This is a genomic window from Fictibacillus nanhaiensis (assembly GCF_023715445.1).
Lineage (GTDB): Bacteria > Bacillota > Bacilli > Bacillales > Fictibacillaceae > Fictibacillus > Fictibacillus nanhaiensis_D.
In genome coordinates this window covers 18,464-36,746 of record NZ_JAMBOD010000007.1, presented here as the reverse complement: position 1 = coordinate 36,746, position 18,283 = coordinate 18,464, and the positions used below count along the sequence as shown (strand labels likewise).

20 protein-coding genes are annotated in these 18,283 nt (G+C 39.1%); 7 read left to right on the top strand and 13 right to left on the bottom strand.

The window, feature by feature from the left end; translation table 11 throughout:
• Window positions 1-167 precede the first annotated feature (167 nt).
• Entirely contained in the window at window positions 168-1,079 is a 912-nt protein-coding gene (locus M3196_RS16625; protein WP_251323447.1) for a permease, read from the top strand.
• Between the two features lie 18 nt (window positions 1,080-1,097).
• Complete coding sequence (locus M3196_RS16620) at window positions 1,098-1,955, top strand: TIGR03943 family putative permease subunit (protein WP_251323446.1); 858 nt, start codon at window positions 1,098-1,100, stop codon at window positions 1,953-1,955.
• A 30-nt stretch (window positions 1,956-1,985) separates the two neighbouring features.
• Here M3196_RS16620 and M3196_RS16615 read toward each other — a convergent pair whose 3' ends face one another.
• Window positions 1,986-2,693, bottom strand: coding sequence for a vanadium-dependent haloperoxidase (locus tag M3196_RS16615; protein WP_251323445.1), 708 nt, complete (start codon window positions 2,691-2,693; stop codon window positions 1,986-1,988).
• A gap of 191 nt (window positions 2,694-2,884) precedes the next feature.
• Between M3196_RS16615 and M3196_RS16610 the strand changes: the two genes are divergently transcribed.
• A complete protein-coding gene (locus tag M3196_RS16610) occupies window positions 2,885-3,658 on the top strand; it encodes a class I SAM-dependent methyltransferase (RefSeq protein WP_251323444.1) in 774 nt (257 codons plus the stop codon).
• 234 nt (window positions 3,659-3,892) lie between these two features.
• On the opposite strand, the gene M3196_RS16605 is transcribed toward M3196_RS16610, so the two are convergent.
• Complete coding sequence (locus M3196_RS16605) at window positions 3,893-4,099, bottom strand: ArsA-related P-loop ATPase (RefSeq protein ID WP_338082960.1); 207 nt, start codon at window positions 4,097-4,099, stop codon at window positions 3,893-3,895.
• 262 nt (window positions 4,100-4,361) lie between these two features.
• Between M3196_RS16605 and M3196_RS22015 the strand changes: the two genes are divergently transcribed.
• Window positions 4,362-4,487, top strand: coding sequence for a hypothetical protein (locus M3196_RS22015; RefSeq protein ID WP_276531414.1), 126 nt, complete (start codon window positions 4,362-4,364; stop codon window positions 4,485-4,487).
• A gap of 143 nt (window positions 4,488-4,630) precedes the next feature.
• Here the strand turns inward: M3196_RS22015 and M3196_RS16600 are convergent, their stop codons facing one another.
• Window positions 4,631-5,077 carry a MarR family winged helix-turn-helix transcriptional regulator gene (locus tag M3196_RS16600; protein ID WP_251323442.1) on the bottom strand — a complete coding sequence of 149 codons (447 nt, stop codon included), beginning with the start codon at window positions 5,075-5,077 and terminating at the stop codon, window positions 4,631-4,633.
• 365 nt (window positions 5,078-5,442) lie between these two features.
• Here M3196_RS16600 and M3196_RS16595 point away from each other — a divergent pair, with 365 nt between their 5' ends.
• Window positions 5,443-5,670: an XRE family transcriptional regulator gene (locus tag M3196_RS16595; protein ID WP_251323441.1), complete on the top strand. Its 228-nt coding sequence runs from the start codon at window positions 5,443-5,445 to the stop codon at window positions 5,668-5,670.
• 178 nt (window positions 5,671-5,848) lie between these two features.
• Here the strand turns inward: M3196_RS16595 and M3196_RS16590 are convergent, their stop codons facing one another.
• The 7 genes from M3196_RS16590 to M3196_RS16560 all read right to left on the bottom strand — a co-directional run bounded on the left by M3196_RS16590 (window position 5,849) and on the right by M3196_RS16560 (window position 15,929).
• Window positions 5,849-6,343, bottom strand: coding sequence for a hypothetical protein (locus M3196_RS16590; RefSeq protein WP_251323440.1), 495 nt, complete (start codon window positions 6,341-6,343; stop codon window positions 5,849-5,851).
• Window positions 6,344-6,468: 125 nt separating this feature from the next.
• Entirely contained in the window at window positions 6,469-7,491 is a 1,023-nt protein-coding gene (locus M3196_RS16585) for a fatty acid desaturase (protein WP_251323439.1), read from the bottom strand.
• A 166-nt stretch (window positions 7,492-7,657) separates the two neighbouring features.
• Window positions 7,658-12,007: a S8 family peptidase gene (locus M3196_RS16580; RefSeq protein WP_251323438.1), complete on the bottom strand. Its 4,350-nt coding sequence runs from the start codon at window positions 12,005-12,007 to the stop codon at window positions 7,658-7,660.
• Window positions 12,008-12,630: 623 nt separating this feature from the next.
• Complete coding sequence (locus tag M3196_RS16575) at window positions 12,631-13,242, bottom strand: flavin reductase family protein (protein ID WP_251323436.1); 612 nt, start codon at window positions 13,240-13,242, stop codon at window positions 12,631-12,633.
• A gap of 14 nt (window positions 13,243-13,256) precedes the next feature.
• Window positions 13,257-13,865, bottom strand: coding sequence for an alpha/beta hydrolase (locus tag M3196_RS16570; RefSeq protein ID WP_251323435.1), 609 nt, complete (start codon window positions 13,863-13,865; stop codon window positions 13,257-13,259).
• Window positions 13,866-14,813, bottom strand: a complete 948-nt coding sequence (locus tag M3196_RS16565; protein ID WP_251323433.1) for a ring-cleaving dioxygenase — start codon at window positions 14,811-14,813, stop codon at window positions 13,866-13,868.
• A gap of 279 nt (window positions 14,814-15,092) precedes the next feature.
• A complete protein-coding gene (locus M3196_RS16560; protein ID WP_251323432.1) occupies window positions 15,093-15,929 on the bottom strand; it encodes an aldo/keto reductase in 837 nt (278 codons plus the stop codon).
• A gap of 154 nt (window positions 15,930-16,083) precedes the next feature.
• Between M3196_RS16560 and M3196_RS16555 the strand changes: the two genes are divergently transcribed.
• Entirely contained in the window at window positions 16,084-16,278 is a 195-nt protein-coding gene (locus M3196_RS16555; protein WP_251323431.1) for a hypothetical protein, read from the top strand.
• On the opposite strand, the gene M3196_RS16550 is transcribed toward M3196_RS16555, so the two are convergent.
• Both M3196_RS16550 and M3196_RS16545 read right to left on the bottom strand, forming a co-directional pair.
• Window positions 16,279-16,449, bottom strand: a complete 171-nt coding sequence (locus M3196_RS16550; RefSeq protein ID WP_425311023.1) for an aspartyl-phosphate phosphatase Spo0E family protein — start codon at window positions 16,447-16,449, stop codon at window positions 16,279-16,281. It abuts the gene before it with no gap.
• Window positions 16,450-16,869: 420 nt separating this feature from the next.
• A complete protein-coding gene (locus tag M3196_RS16545) occupies window positions 16,870-17,163 on the bottom strand; it encodes a hypothetical protein (protein ID WP_251323429.1) in 294 nt (97 codons plus the stop codon).
• A gap of 183 nt (window positions 17,164-17,346) precedes the next feature.
• On the opposite strand from M3196_RS16545, the gene M3196_RS16540 reads away from it, so the two are divergent.
• A complete protein-coding gene (locus tag M3196_RS16540; protein WP_425311022.1) occupies window positions 17,347-17,526 on the top strand; it encodes a YjcZ family sporulation protein in 180 nt (59 codons plus the stop codon).
• 47 nt (window positions 17,527-17,573) lie between these two features.
• Here M3196_RS16540 and M3196_RS16535 read toward each other — a convergent pair whose 3' ends face one another.
• Window positions 17,574-18,164, bottom strand: a complete 591-nt coding sequence (locus M3196_RS16535) for a YitT family protein (protein ID WP_251323428.1) — start codon at window positions 18,162-18,164, stop codon at window positions 17,574-17,576.
• Between the last annotated feature and the right edge of the window lie 119 nt (window positions 18,165-18,283).

The window sequence follows — 18,283 nt, the reverse complement described above, 5'->3', positions numbered from 1 at the left end:
ATGGTAGGGGGACAGACCCCATTTCCCACAATCTTCTATTTCTTCATTTACCATTTATTTTCCTGCCATTTTTGAGTTATAGTGTTAATATTGTTATCGAAAAAATTATGTTTTTGAAGTTTATATTTTCATCCTTTAAAGAAATTTTTAAGTTTGGAGGAATTCGGATGCTCGATAAAACATTTTTACAGATGAATACAGTATTCATCAGCATCCTCATTGAAGCACTTCCCTTTGTTTTAATAGGGGTGCTTATTGCCGGAGTTATTCAAATGTTTGTTACCGAAGAAATGGTGGCACGCATCATGCCAAAAAATAAAGTATTAGCTGTCTTATTTGCTGCTTTTTTAGGTGCAATATTCCCTGCTTGTGAGTGTGGAATTGTTCCTATTACAAGAAGACTGATTGCAAAAGGTGTACCTGTTTTTGCAGCCATTCCTTTTATGCTGACAGGTCCGATTATTAACCCAGTTGTCTTGTTTTCTACTTATGTCGCATTCGGTAATCAATGGGACGTTATGATTTACAGAGGCGGACTGGCTACAATCGTTGCTGTCCTTGTCGGGTTCTTTCTTGCGATTCAGTTTAAGAATGCGAAAGTACTCAGGAATGAGATTCATATTTTGTCAAAGAATTCAGGAGCTAACGAAACGGCAGCAGCCATTGAAGCACCATCTGTATCTTTTTTTAACAAATTAAAAGGAACGTTTGTACATGCCGTTGAAGAATTCTTCTCGGTTGGAAAATACCTTGTCATCGGTGCTTTAATTGCAGCAGGGATGCAGACTTATGTAAAGACATCAACTCTTTTAGCGATTGGACAAGGAGAGGTTTCTTCATCGTTGGTGATGATGGGATTAGCCTTTGTATTATCACTTTGCTCAGAAGCTGATGCATTTATTGCATCTTCTTTCCAAAGCACGTTTACAATCGGGTCAATTGTGGCGTTTTTAGTATATGGGCCGATGCTTGATATTAAAAACGTACTGATGATGCTTGCAGCTTTTAAAAAGAAGCTTGTGTTCAGTCTGATCGGTTACATCACAGGACTCGTTTTGATCGGATCACTGTTTTTATAAAAGGGAGGTGCCTAACTCATGATTCGAATTCTGATTTTAATCGGATTTACCTTTTTGTTTATGCATTTGCATGCGACAGGTGATATTAGTAAATACATTAACATGAAGTATTCCTATATCTCATTTTCAGCGATTTTTATTTTGGGTTTCTTAACCCTTGTTCAGTTTTATATTTACGGAAAAAGTGAAGACGGTGATCATCATCATGATGAAACCTGTGCAGCTCCAGATTGCGGTCACGATCATCACAAAAAGCCGTCTCGTTTAAAGAGCATGACGGTAAACAGTATTCTGATATTCCCGATTATCTCAGGATTGTTTTTTCCGATTGCCTCACTTGACTCTGAAACCGTTAAAACGAAAGGCTTTCACTTTAAAGGGCTTGAGAACGAGGGTGATTTTGGAGAGCATCAGTTCTTAAAACCTGACACAAGTGTTTACTATGGAAAAGAAAGCTATAACACGATTATGGATAAAGAATTAAAGCCCTTCACAAAGGGTGATATTGTCTTAAACGACAAGAATTATTTAAAAGGGATGGAAAGCATTTACTACAAGCCAGGAATCTTTCTTGGCAAGGATATTCAGTTTAAAGGCTTTACCTACAATGCTGAGGATCAATCGACAACGAAAAGTAATGAACTCTTCCTGCTTCGTTTTGGGGTTATTCACTGTATAGCTGATTCCGGCGTATTTGGGATGATGGTCGAATTCCCTAAAGGAACAACCTTTCCTAATGATAAATGGATCGAAGTGGATGGGACCATTGAAACCATGTACTATCAGCCATTTAAAGCGGATATTCCTTATGTAAAAGTAAAAAGCTGGAAAGAAATCGAAAAACCTGAAGAAGAATATGTATATAGAGGATATTAAAAACCGGACTGTAGAGCGTCCGGTTTTTCTTTATATATTCTGCGATTTCACCAGATTCACAACAATCTGTCCGAGTTGCCGTCCTAATGAAAGCCCTTCATCGTTATCAACCTTGAAGTGAACTCCTGCATAAAGACGGGACATAGCGCATTCTTCCATCAATTGATTGATCCGATACGATTCCTGTGGAAAATAGTAGCTCAAAATCGACTCTGAACACCCAGCCATTGTAGCATGAGCGGAAGGATAGCCAGGAAAACGCGGGGTAAATAAGACAGGGATTATGCTCCTGTCAAACTGGCATGGACGCGCGACATCCCAAAGATATTTAAAATACCACGTTATAACGAAAGCATCATTCATAGCTGCACTGTAAAAGCCTAAAAAACGGGCAGCTTTAGTAGATGCTAAATCATAGGTCTCCATCATGTTGTAGATGATTGGAATAACCACTTTGCTTACCTCTCCAGTTCCCCACTCGTGGGCAATACGGACCTGCTGCGGCGTTAAGTTCTGAAGGGTGTGTTTTACAATTAAAAGTTCCTGTTCCCAATTAATCGTATTAGGATTTTTAATCCTCCATGTTATCTTTTGACCAAAAGGGTCCAAAAATTCTTGCCCTCTTCTGGTGATAAAAAACATCGGCCAAGAACCAGCTTCAGGGGTTACAGCATTCATTGGGGGATATTGCTCTCCTGGGTAAGGAATTTGAGACCATCTTAAATAATCCCTATCCATTCTAGATCTCCCCCTTAGAAATACTTAATCACCCCATCATATGTTGAGAGACAAAATCTTTAGAACAGGGGAAAATTGTAGGGGGTCTGACCCGGGTCAGACCCCCTACAATTTAGACACAATTCACTCTATTCAACCGCATCATTATTTGGTATCATTTTCCTTAAATCTAATTTAAGGCGCTGATCCAGATGAACTTACTTAAACAATCGTTTAACTCCGTTGCCTCTTCCTATGAAAAGTACCGTCCTGTTTACCCCGCTCAGCTGTTTACTGACATTATTCAATATACTGATCTGAAGGTGGATGACTCCCTTCTTGAAATCGGATGCGGAACAGGGAAAGGAACGGAAGGTTTTATAAACAAAGGCTATATGAATATCACATGCATTGAATACGGAGAAAACTTAGCTAAGCTTACGCAGAACAAGTTTATAAAGTTCCCAAATGTGAAGGTGGTGCATTCTGCTTTTGAGGATTGGTCCTGTAAAGCGCAATATTCCCTGGCCTTCTCAGGTACAGCTTTTCATTTCATCCCAGCTGAAATTGGATATCCTAAATCAGCTTCACTTCTGAAAAAAGACGGAACGATCGCCTTTTTCTGGTTTACACACATAGCTTCAAATGAACCTGTTTATCAAGCAATTCGTGAGGTGTACAAAATGTATGCCCCTCACTTGGATGACAGTGACCTCCCTTCGTTACTGGATTTTATTGAAGATCGAAGCAATCTTACATTGCAATCCGGAGAATTTCATAAACTTAAGGTTCATACGTACAAATGGGATCAGGAATACACACCAACCGACTATATCGGTCTATTAAACACGCATTCTGGGCATCAAGTGCTTCTACAAGAGAAAAAAAGGGTATTATTTAGAGGAATTGAAAATGCCATCCTGAGATATGGAGAAACAATCACAAAACAGCACGCTGTCGCTTTGTTTTTAGCAAAGAAAAAGTAACTAAGTCCTCCTTAAAAGTACAAAATCAACTCAAAAATGATTAAACACATAAAAATCTTTAATCATCACATAAAAAACATCAGTCAACACATAAAAAATAGAACTTATCATATAAAAATCACTCTTCATCACATCATTTACCATTTCCATCCATAAAGTTGTTCTCCTGAAAAAGACACTCCTCAAAATACGAAAAAAACCAGCATCAGACACAAAGTCCGCGCTGGTTTTTCTTTATCCATTCTGCAGTTCTGCTTTTTCGAGGAATTGGCTGTATTCCTCAAGTCCCTCTCTTATTGCGATGTCGTGGTCAAACATCGGTACATACACTTTTTCTATATCCTTAAACACTTGTTTAATTTCTTCTAAATAAGGCCGCTCTGCTTCTTTACGATTTCGCATAAAGGAACCTTCAACATGTTCTGGTATGACTTTATTCACAATAATTTTGCTGGTTCAGCCGTCTTTTTATTAAATGTTGATAGAGATTCTAATATAATTCAAAGCGAAAGCGTTCGCATTAGTCAATATATTCTGAATATTTCCTTCTATAAATTGCCTAAGTTAATTCTGCAACCTTTTTCCTGCTATTTGCTTTTCGGGTACTTATCTAGGGAACGAGTACTATTGTTTCGACATTTTGGAGGATTTTTATCGATTAGGCGAGAATTATGGAGAAAACGAAGAAAGGGGGAAAAGGAAAATGAGTGACGTGATTATTCGGAATCTGGTAAAACGTCATTTCACCAAGAAAAACATCCAAGACCCGCATTTACAGCAGCTGCTCGTTCACTTTCTTCTTTCGGTCAGGAAAGAAAAAATGAGATAGCAGATAATAGATTGCAAATAAGCTATAATTCAACATATATTTTTGTTAAAAGAGGATCTGAATCTTTCAGGTACTCTTTTTTGTTTAAAAAAATGAAAACCTTTTAAATGTTTCTGCGTCAAGGTCAGCTTGGCTTGGCTGATCTATCCCATCATCTTGCTGTTCTCTTTTATTTGTCCCATAGATCTCGTTAAAATCTTTAATGAATGTATAACAGTATCCCGTTCAAATTCATTCATACTCGAAAACATTTGCATTAGGTTTTCCTGAATCATTGTGTCAATTTCATCAGCTATTTGTTTTCCTTTTTCCGTAAGTGACAGAAAATGAATTCGCTTATCTGCCGGATTGTTGCTTTTTTTAACAAGACCCATCTTAAGCAAGGTTTGGATCTGTCTGCTGAATGTTGTAATATCAATCCCCAGCAAAGCTGCTATCTGCTGCATGGAAGGTGCGGTGTGCTTATCTATCTCATAAAGGATATGACTATGTACCAGTGAAATGTCCAGCCCATCTATATGGCAGCATTTTTTCTGTAACAGATTATATCTCCTGTTCAACACTTGAAGTAAGCTTCTAATATCCTCCATTAAAGACACCACCTTTTTCTTTTACTATAAGTGAATATTTAGAAAAAAGAAATGATATAAGCCTTTTCATCGCTTTGATCAGTCACCGTAAAGTTTTATCAGAAAAATAACAAAGTGTGTCCCTCGGTGATTCCCTTTAGAATCAAGGTTTAATAAAATTCTAAGCTATCTTGTTAAATACATTGGTGCAGGTATTTTTTACTGTATGTCATAAAAATTTCACCAAAAATCCTTTTTCACACTCCAATCCTTCCTTCCTTTTAGTACAAAAGTTGTAGAAAAAGGTATAAAAAGGTTTTATTTTTTTTCTAGGGGGAAACAAATAGTATATAGAAAAAGGAGTATGACATGGGGGTATCATCAAAATGAATAGAGTGGAGCAGAAACGCAGCAAGCTTAGCATTTGGCTCGAACGACATAATAGAGATACTGATTGGTTAACACGCACTTCAGGTTTAGAAAGAAAAACAGTAGAAGAATTAGCATCGAATCCGAATAAAAGTCCAAGAATGATAACCATTCGTAAAATCTTATATGCTGTCAAAAGAGTAGATCCTAGTATAAAAGTTAGTGATTTATGGGATATGAATTAAAACGTGCACTCAAGAAACAACGAGTGCACTTTTTTTATATTCTATTTTAATTGTTTATATATACTAAAAACCAATCAAAGATTTCACTGTCTCGATCATTTTGATAATTATTCAGTGCACGAACCCCATCCTTGTAAAGAATGAACTTATGCTCTGAATGGTTTTCCTTTCTTTTTAACTATTGAATAGGTTTTTTCAAACATTCATCCACTTTTAATTTCATAGAAGTCATTACGGTTTTTTTGTACCGTAAAGCTAAAATGAGCACTTTTGTTTTCTCCAAACGAGACAAGTTTTTAAAGCGTGGTTCTTCTTTTAAAAAAACACGGATAATCGAAACACTCTTGGGACTTATTTTATCGAATAAATCCTTCCTTTCTTTTTCATGGATTTTCAGATTGAAAACTCGGTGAATCCAATATTTGAACTCGGTGGACAGTTTGTTCTCATCTATAATACATGGAGCAAATTTATTTTTAGTATGTTTTTGGAGATAATCATAGCGGTCGTTTCCGCTTATTATCGTGAAATTTCCATCTTTGTCTTTTTTCACCACTAAAATATGCATACAATCCCACATTACATTTCTAAGTTTTTTAACATGCTCTGTTATTTTAACGGTAAGATTAGGCTTAATTTTACTCATCGGAATATATTGTACATTTATCTTCATCTTCCCCCTCCTCCTATCGTGAGTAGGCATATAACCACTATATGAACATATGTATGCGATTGGAACAATAAAAAAAAGAGCCATCCAGATCAACCCGTTATTGGATTGCAGATGACTCTTACACGTTATGCTGTTTTATTTTTTCGGATAAAGTTTCGAATATCTCTGTTACCGATGAATTTATTAGCCTGTTCATCCCAAAGCTTAAACTTTAACGATTTTAAGCTTGTTAACAGTGTAAGGGTAGGAACATCCTGAAGCCTTGGGTCACTTTTATGCGCTTTTTCAAGATGGTAGTTAGGTACACGGGAATTCAGGTGATGGACATGGTGAAACCCAATGTTCCCTGTAAACCATTGCAGTAATTTTGGAAGTTTATAAAATGAACTTCCTTTTAAAGCAGCTTCTACATAGTTCCACTTTTCATTGTGCTCAAAGTAGCCATCTTCAAATTGATGCTGCACATAGAACAGCCACACGCCTGAGAATGTCGCTATATAAAAGATCGGAAGTTCAACTAACAGGAATGCTTTCCAGCCGATTGCAAAGCCAACTGATGAAACAATTGCCACTAAAACAATATTTGTAAGCCAAACATGGATTCTTTCTTTTTTAGAAGCATTTTTTGCATTAAAACGATAATCAATTAAGAAAATATATAATGGTCCGATCAAGAAAAGGATGATTGGGTTTCGGTATGTGCGATATTGCAATCTCTTAAACCAAGATGCCTCAGCATATTCTTGCAAAGTCATCGTCCAAACATCACCTACACCGCGCTTTTCCAGGTTTCCGTTAGTTGCATGATGGGTAGCATGACTGTTCTTCCACTGCTCATACGAACAGAACGTAAATAGACCTGTGATCATTCCTACGATTTGATTAGCACGGCGGCTTTTGAAAAACGAGTAATGTGTGCAATCATGAAAAATGATAAATGTCCGAACCAGGAAGCCTGCTGCTGGGACTGCACAAAGAAGTGTTAACCAAAACGATATATTTAAACTCAGATAAGCTAAAACCCATAAGATCAGGAATGGCCCAACTGAATTAATTAACTGCCATACACTTGCTGATATACGCGGGCGCTCAAATGGCGCTAATTTTTTCTTCCATTCACGAATGTCATACTTCGAATGTTCGCTCATTCAATCAGTCTCCTTTATTTCACATCTTACCTATCTTAACACATATTATGTATTTAGCATCTACTTATATTTGTCGAATTAAGAACATATTATATAACTAGGTACTAAAAATACTTAAAAACCGGTCCCCCCGTATAGGGAGAACCGGCATTTCAATCTTTTATAATTACTTTTTCTTTTTGGAGTTGATATACAATTTACCTGCTGCTCTTTCGTGTGTCTCGTTTCCATATTCATCAGAAGCGATAACTTCAACAACAGCTCCCGGTGCTTTTACATTAGAAGTTGCTGTGTAGTATCCTTCATAGTGCCCTTCTGACGTTTCACGCATTGGAAGTTCTGTAGCGTTAGCAACGTCACCTGCATTCGTCAGCGGCATATGGATCACGAATACTGCATCCAGACCAGGCTCACTGTCAAACTCAATTTTTACAGACTCCCCGCTCTTCAGCTCTTTGTCTGTATCAGGCATCAAGTTCTCAATGACTGGTGCTTCAAACTTCGCATACACTTTTACGGTCTTTGCATGACGATTTCCAGCTTTATCGAGCGCAACTACTTTAATTACGTTCTCTCCTTCGTTAAGGAGCATACGGTGGCTATAGTTTCCTTCTTCGTCAACTTGAGCTCTTTGACCATTTACTTTTACCCAGTCAAGATTCATCTCATCAACCGTACCTGTTACCGTTACGGATTCGCGATTTGTTTTCTTGCCATCCTCTGGTGAAGTAATGCTCACTGCCGGTTTTGTCTGATCCAACGTAATTGTTACTGGAGCTGATTCATCCGTTGAACCCTGCTCTGTAACTGCTTTTGCTGTAAGTGTATTCGCACCATCCTCCAGCATGATATCTGCAGAGAAAGTTCCTTCATCTGTTGTTGCCACACTAGCCACTTCTTCTCCATTGTTATAAATCTCAACGGTTGTTGTTGGAGCAGCTGTTCCTGATACTGTTACGTTTTCTTCATTTGTAAACGAACCATCTGCCGGAGAAGTGATGACAGGAGCCGTAACCTCGTAGTTAACAGTTGCACGGATCATGTAGTTTCCTTCATCTTCAGGAGATTGGGACCATGCACCGCCTACCATCTGATAGCTTCTGCCTGACCATTCTCCATCTTCATCTGTTCCAAGACCTGGTGTGTTCGGATTAGGATGACTTTGAATATACACCATGTAGAAATCCCCTTCTACCATGATGCCATGTTCACTTAAGTCAACATGTGTCCATTCACCGTTTCGAAGTGCGGTTGCATCAAACGGTCCTGCAAGCTTCTTGCCTGGAGTACCATCCGGACCGCTGGCATCATAAACGGCTACTTGGAAATCCGTTCCGCCTGGAACCGGCCATTCAGTATCCCAGAATCGGAACAATCCGCCAGTTACGGCTGCTTTTTCATTCCCTTCAGCAAGAGACATTTTTACTGCCCAGCCATTTCCTGCATCATAGAATGCACGTGCGTTTTCAGCCGTTCCATCGTCATAGCCGATCTCACCCGGGTAACCGATGAAAGGTTTTAATTCGATGTTTTGTTCTGCATTTTCTCCACCAGTTATCGTAACTAAAGCTTCTTCACTATAGTATGAAGGTGCAACAACTTTTAGTGTGTAATCCCCCTCATAAGCTTCAATTTCATATGAACCATCTTCGTTTGTTTGAACAGGAGCTATAGCAGCGTCTTCCATGAGCATCAAAGTAGCGCCTGCAACTGGTTCACCTGTTACTTCGTTCGTAACTGTACCTGAAACTGTACCTCTTGGAATTTCTTCTAGCGTAAAGTTCGCTGTTGCGGTTCCATCCTGTTCAACATTGACTGATTGAGTCGCTGAGCGGAATCCGTAAGCTTCAGCCATAACAGTGTAAGTTCCTGCTGCATGTGTAAGCCCATAAGAGCCATCTTGAGGGTTAGTGTAAACCGATCTTCCAGACTCGAGTACACTTACTTGTGCTCGCATTGGAAGTGCCATCGGTGCTGCTTCACTGTCCTTGGATGGTGTTTTTTCTTCCGTAGGCTTCATTGGTAAAATTTTTGCTGGATCTACCTTTGGCTTCGCCTCTAAAGAAGGAGCTTTATCAATTGAACCTTTACCTAATTTTGCTTTTTGCGCAGGGGCTAATGGCTGATCCATCAATTTCACATCATCCAAATACCAGCCTGCTTTTACAACTGAACCGTCAGTAGTAACATTGAATGCTACATAAATGCGCTGACCAGCGTACTCGCTTAAGTCTACTTCCCCATCGATCCATCCTCCGGAAGTTGAGTTAACACGCAGTTTCTGTGTCCAGTTTTCCATATCTGTAGAAACAAACACATGTCCATAATCATAGTTGCGTTCTAAGTCATGCCATTGTTTGAACTGCAGATAGCTGTTGCCCTCTGGCAGATCAACTGGAGGCATAACAAGCGTCATGTTAGCACTGTTTGCATAGTTTCCTGCAAGGTTAGTCGCATACACCTTTTCACCAGAATGTGCTGCTCCTGGTCCGCTAGTTGGTACACCAACTTCCCAGCTATTGTTCGCGCCGTAAGAAGTCCATCCTGCAGGATTTCCTTCAAAACCTTCCTCGTAGCCTGTTGAAACTCCAGGGAGCAACGGTACAGTATAGTTATCTGTGGAAACTTCATTACCGCCGAAGTCGTTAACAATCCACTTGTAAACAATCTGATCACCGGTTAATGCAGACCCAGGAATCGTTGCTGTATACGTACCAGACTTATAGTCGCCGACTATACGTTCAGCAGCAGCTTGTGTCCAGCTTCCATCCTCGTTTTGGTAGCTTAATAGAACAGAAGTTACACTAATATTATCTGATGCTTGTGCTTCAAGATTTAAAGGCATTTCTTTGTAAGATTCACTTGGCGCTTCATGCGTGATAGCAGGAGCTTCTGTATCTTCTCCTTCTTTTGTAACAGTCCCTTCGATTCTTCCTAATCCTGAAACAACAGAGGATACCGCTGTAAAAGCATTTACAAGCCCATGTCCGTAGCCATTGTTAGGAGATTCAGGGAAAGCTGCATCTGTTAATGGTGTTGCCGAAGTTAATAAAATCTCTTCAAGCTCTTCTACAGTTAGGCTTGCATCAGCTTGACGAAGCAGAGCTGCAACAGCTGATACGTGCGGACCTGCCATTGAAGTACCGTTCCATCCGCCCTCATAGGCACTTCCAGGAACAGAAGAACGAATATTTACCCCTGGAGCAGAGATTTCAGGCTTCGTTTCGTCATAAGGCGAAGGACCTTGAAGTGAGAAACTTGCTAGACGGTCATTGATATCTGTAGCACCCGTTGCAAAAGATTCAGGATAATTTGCAGGTGTCGCTACAGAGCCGGGACCGCCTGGGTTAAAGATTGTTGTATTACCAGCTGAGAATTCAGGGAATATTTCAGCTGCACGCCATGCTGCAACCATTTCTCGATACCACTCATCAAGTCCAGGACCGCCGCCCCATGAGTTGTTAACAACGTCAGGCGCTTTTTCCGGGTGAGGATTTCCGGCTGCATCTTTTGGAGCTAGGATCCATTCACCTGCTTCAAGCAAATCAACATCAGATCCTCCAGACGCAGAGAATGCTTTTACAGCAATCCACTTTGCACCAGGTGCCACACCAATTTGGTTTGCCCCGCTAGGCTCAGAACCTACCATCGTACCCGTTACGTGTGTACCATGTCCCAGATCATCGTATGCCGCCGCTTGTCCGCCAACTGCATCGAACCAGTTATACTCGTGATTCGCAGTGTCAGGGTTTGATGGATCAAAACCGCGATACTTCTCTTTCAGGGCTGGGTGATTCCACTGTACACCAGTATCAATGGATGCTACAACAGTACCAGCACCGTCTATTCCCATATTCCAAACAGCAGGAGCACCTACACGTTCGATATTCCATTCTATGGATGATGTTTCATTGTTCGGTTCAACCTGTAAAGATGATTTTTCCTGTGGTTTCTCTGGAAGTTTTACAGTACTTACAGGCTGAATAAGCTGTCTTGTTTCATTTGGAAGGACTTTTTCAACTTCAGGAAAAGCTGCGATTTCTTCCATAACTTCTTTTGTAGCCGTTACAGCCATACCGTTAACGACATAAAAAGACTGAATGTCTGCTGCTTTTCCAGCTTTTTGTTGTTTTTCTAAGTAATTTTTTGTGTGCTGTTGAGTTTCAAGCGCTTTTGCGCGAAGAGAGGATACAACTGTGGAACGCTTCATGAGCTTCGATTGATTCGCAGATAGTTTTTGAGTTTTAGCCTCTTTTGCAGCCTTTTTTGCTACCTCCGTTGTGTCCACCTGTTCTTTAAACTTAATAAGGAAAGTGACCTTATCTTTTTTGCTGAACTGTTCATTGAGTTTTTCGGAGACCTTACTTTTTCCACCTTCGAGTGCTGCCTTTTTTGCTGATGTAGAAGGTTTGTCTTTTGATACGGCATTAGCTTGAGACGGGAACATCAATGGAACAACCATTAAAAAAGCTAAAATGATAGATAGCCATCTTACGTTTTTCCGTTTTTTGCGCATGTTGCTTTCCCTCCCTATTCTTTTTTGTCGTACAGATCAAACCAGTTAAAAGTAAATCCTTGTCACACCTCCTGTAATTTTATAAATTCAAGTAATTCTGTGTTGTTATTTAAAGGATAAAGAATTACTACTGTAAATAAATGTAATAATATGTCGCTTTTTTACCTGATAATTGGAAAATAAATCCTTCGTCTGAGACAATATTCGTATTTCTATGACTTTTGTTTAAGAAAATTTTTAAGACATCAAATTATTTTGCAAAATACCATCATTCGTCACATGTCAAATGAACTTATTTTTGTGAAATAAGGAACCATTGTAAAAAAATGTGAATTATGACCTTCTTTTCTTGCTACTAACTTTCTATTACTCTTCCAATATTTTCTTCTGTTATTTCTTTAAAGTCTTGGTGGAATTATATCTATCAATTTGACAAGAGTAATTATCCTCTACAAAATACCTATGAAATTTTTGGTAAGACGAGATATTCTACCCAGGAAAGATATATCTCTAATATCTCAAAGGATATATCTCTAAGTAGGCTTATTGTTTTAGTTGTGTATATCTTTGTCGTTTTATGACATAAAAAAAATCTCCCTCTATAAAGAGAGAGATTTGTTAAATTATTCAGGTCTATCTAATGAGAATGTTTTTCCTAGTTTTACATAGTTTGTTCCGGCCAGTCTGCCAACAGGCCGCAGCTTTTCAGCATCTATTTTTCCTTCATTGTATAACTCATCAGCGATATGATAATGAACTACTTTCCCGATTAGTAAGTCGGTTGCAGGCTTATCCGCTGTTCCGCCAAGCGGCAAAATTTGTTCTACAACGCATTCCATCCGGATTCTAGATTCCGCAATCCCCGGAACCTTGACTTTTACCGAATCGACAGCCGTTAATTTTGCAAGATCAACTTCACTTTCATCTGGCCCAAGGTTTGCTGCTGTTGTATTCACAGCTTCAATATAGGTTTCATCCGGTATATGAACAACAAATTCTCCGAGCGTTTCCGCGTTTCGTGAGGTATCTTTCTGAACACCATCTTTTCTGCCTATAGATATCGCAATCAAAGGAGGATTAGAAGTCAGTGCATTAAAATAGCTGAACGGCGCTGCATTAAGAACCCCTTCCATTGATAATGTGCTGACAAAAGCAATTGGTCTAGGGATGATGCTTCCAGTAAGAAATTTATAATTTTCTTTTACCGATAATGTTTCTGGATCAATAGATTTCAATTATCTCACCTTCTTTAGCTAAAATTTCGGCTGAACCATTCTGCAGCTTCCTCTACTTCAGCTCTTGAAAGCTGATGCCCCATATTCTCCCACTTTACATGAACGGATGCACCGGCATTTGTAAGAATTTTCTCAAGCTCTTCAGTTTCTTCAGGCGGACAGATCGGGTCATTCTTCCCTGCTCCAATAAAAACAGGAAGATTAGCCAGATCAGGGAGCTCAATACCCCGCCTCGGCACCATCGGATGATGAAGGATAGCACCTTTTAAGGCATTTTCATTATGAAAGATAAGGCTTCCTGCAATGTTAGCTCCGTTTGAATAGCCTACAGCTACAATATTCTTTCGGTCGAAATTATATTTATTAGCTGAATCCTCAATGAAATCATTGAGTTCTTTTGTACGGAAAATCAGATCCTCCTCATCAAATACACCCTCTGCAAGCCTTCTGAAAAAACGCGGCATTCCATTCTCTGAAACATTCCCCCGTACACTTAATACGGAAGAATCCGGAGAGATCATCTGGGCGAGTGGCAATAGATCTTCTTCATTTCCTCCAGTACCATGCAATAAAAGCAGGACTGGTTTGCTTTTATTTGTCCCTTTTTTAAACAAATGTTTCATTTATTTGTCCTCCTTTAGAATTCTTGCCTCTGCTGGCAAAAGATGACCTTGAATTTGTTCACGGTGCGGTTCCAGCCATGGCGGAAGCAATAAACTTTTGCCTAGTTCGTCTTCTGTTTCGTCTTTCGTGAATCCAGGAGGATCGGTTGCGATTTCAAAAAGAATTTGACCTTCTTCGCGGAAATAAATCGCATTGAAATATTGGCGATCAATGATCTCAGTAACATGAAAATTACTTTCTTTCACATGTTGTTGCCACATTTTGTGTTCTTCGTAGCTGCTTGCACGCCAAGCGATATGATGAACGGTTCCTACCCCGCTCACACCTCTTGCCTCTGGAAACAGTTTTATATCAATAACATTTCCCAGATCACCTGTGGCTTTAAAACGAAGAAAGTCTCCTTCCTGAGCAACTTTTTCTAGCCCCATAACTTCTGTTAACACTTTCTCCGTTTGATGAGGTGCCGCTGACAATAATACAGCTCCTCCAAACCCTTTTATCGCGTATTCTGGTGTCACCTTACCAAATGACCACGAGCTGTTTTCACCTTCACGTCGGGCAACAATCTCAAGCTGAAGTCCGTGTGGGTCAATGAATTCCAAATATTCTTCTTGAAAGCGGACCGTTTTCTTGTATTCTACTGAAAATTGAAGAAGTCTTTCCCCCCAAAATGAAAGTGCTCCTTCTGGAACAACGAATGTTGTTGTACCAACTTGCCCGCTGCCGACACGGCCGCGATAAGCATCCGGCCAAGGAAAGAATGTCATGATAGTACCAGGCTTACCTCCTTCATCACCAAAATAGAGATGGTATGTTCCCGGATCATCGAAATTGACGGTTTTCTTAACTAATCTAAGACCAAGAATCCCTGCGTAAAAATCAACATTCTCTTGAGGGTTACCTACAATAGCTGTAATATGATGTATTCCGGTTGTATGCATCGTCATAATAGATTACATCCTTTCAAATTAATTCACTTATTTTTTGTAAGTTAAGTATATAAAACTTAACTTACTTTTGTCAAGTAACTAAATTTATATGTAAAATAATTGTTTACTCCTCTTTAATCTCATCATAATTATGTACGATTCTTTACATACTTAGCCTTTACCCTTAATCATAAGTTGGAAACGGCACGGCAGCATCCAACTAAAAAGTCCACGCGAAATGTATTTTCCACGTGGACAAAAAGTAAACTTTTGTATTTGTTTGGGGTCAGACCCCTTTTAGAAGTCGAAGTTGTCTGGGTCGGGACCGATGCGTCGATCTTCGTTCAGAGCATCAATCTTGGCCATATCTTCAAGAGATAACTCAAAATCAAAGATATCTGCATTCTCAACAATACGATGCTGCTTGATTGATTTTGGAATCGTAACAACACCGTTTTGAAGGTCCCAGCGAAGGATGATCTGGGCTACAGATTTTCCGTGTTTTTCCGCCAGTTCAACTAATGCAGGCTCATTCAGCAGTTCTCCCTGCATTAGAGGACTCCATGCCTCCATTTGAATGTCATTGTCTTTACAGAATAGAAGCAGTTCCTTTTGTGCAAGACGCGGGTGATATTCAACCTGATTGACCATCGGTTTGATCTCACAGTCAGCTAAGATGTCTTCTAAATGGTGGACTTGGAAGTTAGAAACACCTATCGCTTTTACTTTTCCATCTTTATAAAGCTTTTCTAAAGCACGCCAAGTTTCCTTATACTTTCCTTTAACAGGCCAGTGAACCAAATAAAGATCGAGATATTCAAGACCAAGCTTCTCCCTGCTGGTTTCAAAAGCTGCAAGCGTACTCTCATACCCCTGGTCTTTGTTCCAGACTTTCGTTGTAATGAACAACTCTTCACGGGGAACCCCAGCTTCCTTGATCGCTTGTCCAACGCCTTCTTCGTTTTTGTAGATCGCTGCTGTATCGATACTTTTGTATCCAGCTTCGATTGCCCATTTAACAGAATCAATGACTTCTTGTCCTTCTTCTACTTTAAATACTCCAAGGCCGAACCAAGGCATCTTTACTCCGTTATGTAATACGGTAGTATCCTGCAAACTTTTAATCGCTGTCATCTGTTTATTAGCCTCCATTTCTACGTATCTTTTTTACTTATAAAAAGATATTGTCATATTCTGCTGTAGAAAGGAAACATTTCGACTTTTAGAAGGGATTTAAATCCTTCTATGGAAGTAGTATCCAACACAATTTATTAAATGGGGTGTTAGTGTGAAGGACAATTTGATTCATTTTAAAACAAAAAAAGAATCAACAAAGCATTTGCCTGATCAGGAAATTACCCTTATTCGGGAAATTCGAGAATTGTTAACAGAATTTCACTGCAATTATCCTTTAGTAACAAAAAAGGCCATATTACTTCGTATCGATCAACTAACAGATGAACTCATCTTCAATAAACGGTAATTAGAAAGTGGCTTGTCTTTGAAAAACATTTAATAAGACATCTAACTCTTGGCTGCACTTTACAGTTTCCTTGCTGGTTAAACCTTTACGGTCTGCAACTTCTACCAGCTTTTCTTTTTTTTCTTTAATACATTCCATTAGAAGAGAGTTATTCCATTCTTTTTTCTCCACGAAAATCGGCTCCCCTTTGTAATTTTAGTACTTCTCGCTTATTATGACGGCTTTTTTCCGACTTGAAAATAGTTTCCGCAAAAGAAGAAGTAATGTTACAAAAGTGGACATTTTTTTACATCGAATATCGTCATAAAGACCCAAGATTAGGTACAGAGTTAACCATTATTCAGCCACATTCGTCTACTTTCTTGGAACTTTCCTTTGAATACATGTTTCAATATTAGAGTGGAAAATGACCCATAAAAGAGAGGAAGAGTGCTGAGAAAATTCTCTAAAGAAAAAAAAGATGAAATGAACGGCAGAAATCCAGCTTTTCTTTTTTAAAAAACGGTGAGGAAATCGACTTAGCATCTGAGCAAATGCTAAACTCACACCATAAATCATACAACACAAAAAAGGATGGGGTGCACCCATCCTTTATTGCTTTTTGTCGTTATAGTAATTCACGGAGTACATAGCGCCTTCTTCTACCATCTTATTGTCATCGATATCCATTGGATCTGGATGACCTGCTTTATTAATTGGCAGCTGAGTTCGCTCAATATGATGAGGACGCACTCTGCGTTTAATGTCTTTAATTTTCATTTTAGTTCTTATACGATTTGGTTTAAAAGAGAGCCAGACCAATGCACCTGTACCAAGGCCGATCAAAGCCCATGATTGAGTTTTAAATAATTTGTTTGTTGTTTTCATTTGGGTTGCAGTTTGCATATATAACGCCTCCTTTGCTTAAATTTACCCCACTTTACACAAAACCTAACATCTCATTTTCTTTTCAAAAATATTACATACGCCTAATTCCTAAAAAACTAAACATTTGTCCATACACGCTTTTCTACTGCCACATATACTGTATCGAAGTCGTAAGTACAAAATGTAAGGAGGAGTTTTAGAATGTATGCAAATTCACCGGTAAATGCTTCAATGGCAAACGCACCAATATATGGTGGTGGCGGATATGGTTATTGTGGAGGCGGTTATGGTCATGGTAAGAGTTTTGCGATCATAGTCGTTCTATTCATCCTTCTCATTATCGTTGGTACGACATGGGCGCATATAGGCAAAGATTGCTAATTTATACGCGCTAAATAAAGGGTGCGGTTTTTATAACCGTACCCTTTTTACATATACTGCTTTGTTTTTTTCTGAAATTGTGCAGTACGTACATAATCAATGATCCTTGTGACAATCCACTGGCACATAAGGGCAAACAAAATGATTTCAAACCCCACTGTAAGAGCTGTCAAAAGAAGCACAATACTGTTTATCCAGAATAAAATAACTCCTGGTTTCTTTCCCATCCACTTTGCCAATATTAAAGCCAGAATATCCATTCCACCGGAAGAAGCCCCAAAACGAAATAAAATCCCCACGCCTGTACCAAAGATTAAGGCTCCATAAATGACATCAAAGAGCATGTTATTAACAGGACTTTGTATCAGTGATGACAGCCAATCAACAGTGACAGAAGTTACCGCTACACAATATATTGTCCATAACGCCGTTTGTTTTCCAAGCTTTTTTACAGCAAGCAATAACAAACCAAAATTTATTATCCATAATGTCAGGGCCAGTGGTATTTGAAAAAAATAATTATTTAAAATTGCAATCCCCGCTACTCCGCCTGACGGTATTGCATGCGGAAATAAAAAGACAGCCATTGAAAGTCCCTGCAAGAAAGCCCCTGTTGTAAACCATATTACTTTTTGCAATCCAAATCCCTTCTTTTCCTAGTGCGTCATATCCATCATCCATTTTAGACCCTTTTGATTAGATTGCAAGTATATATCTTAGGCACTGTCTGAAACATATTTTAATATAGCGCTGCATA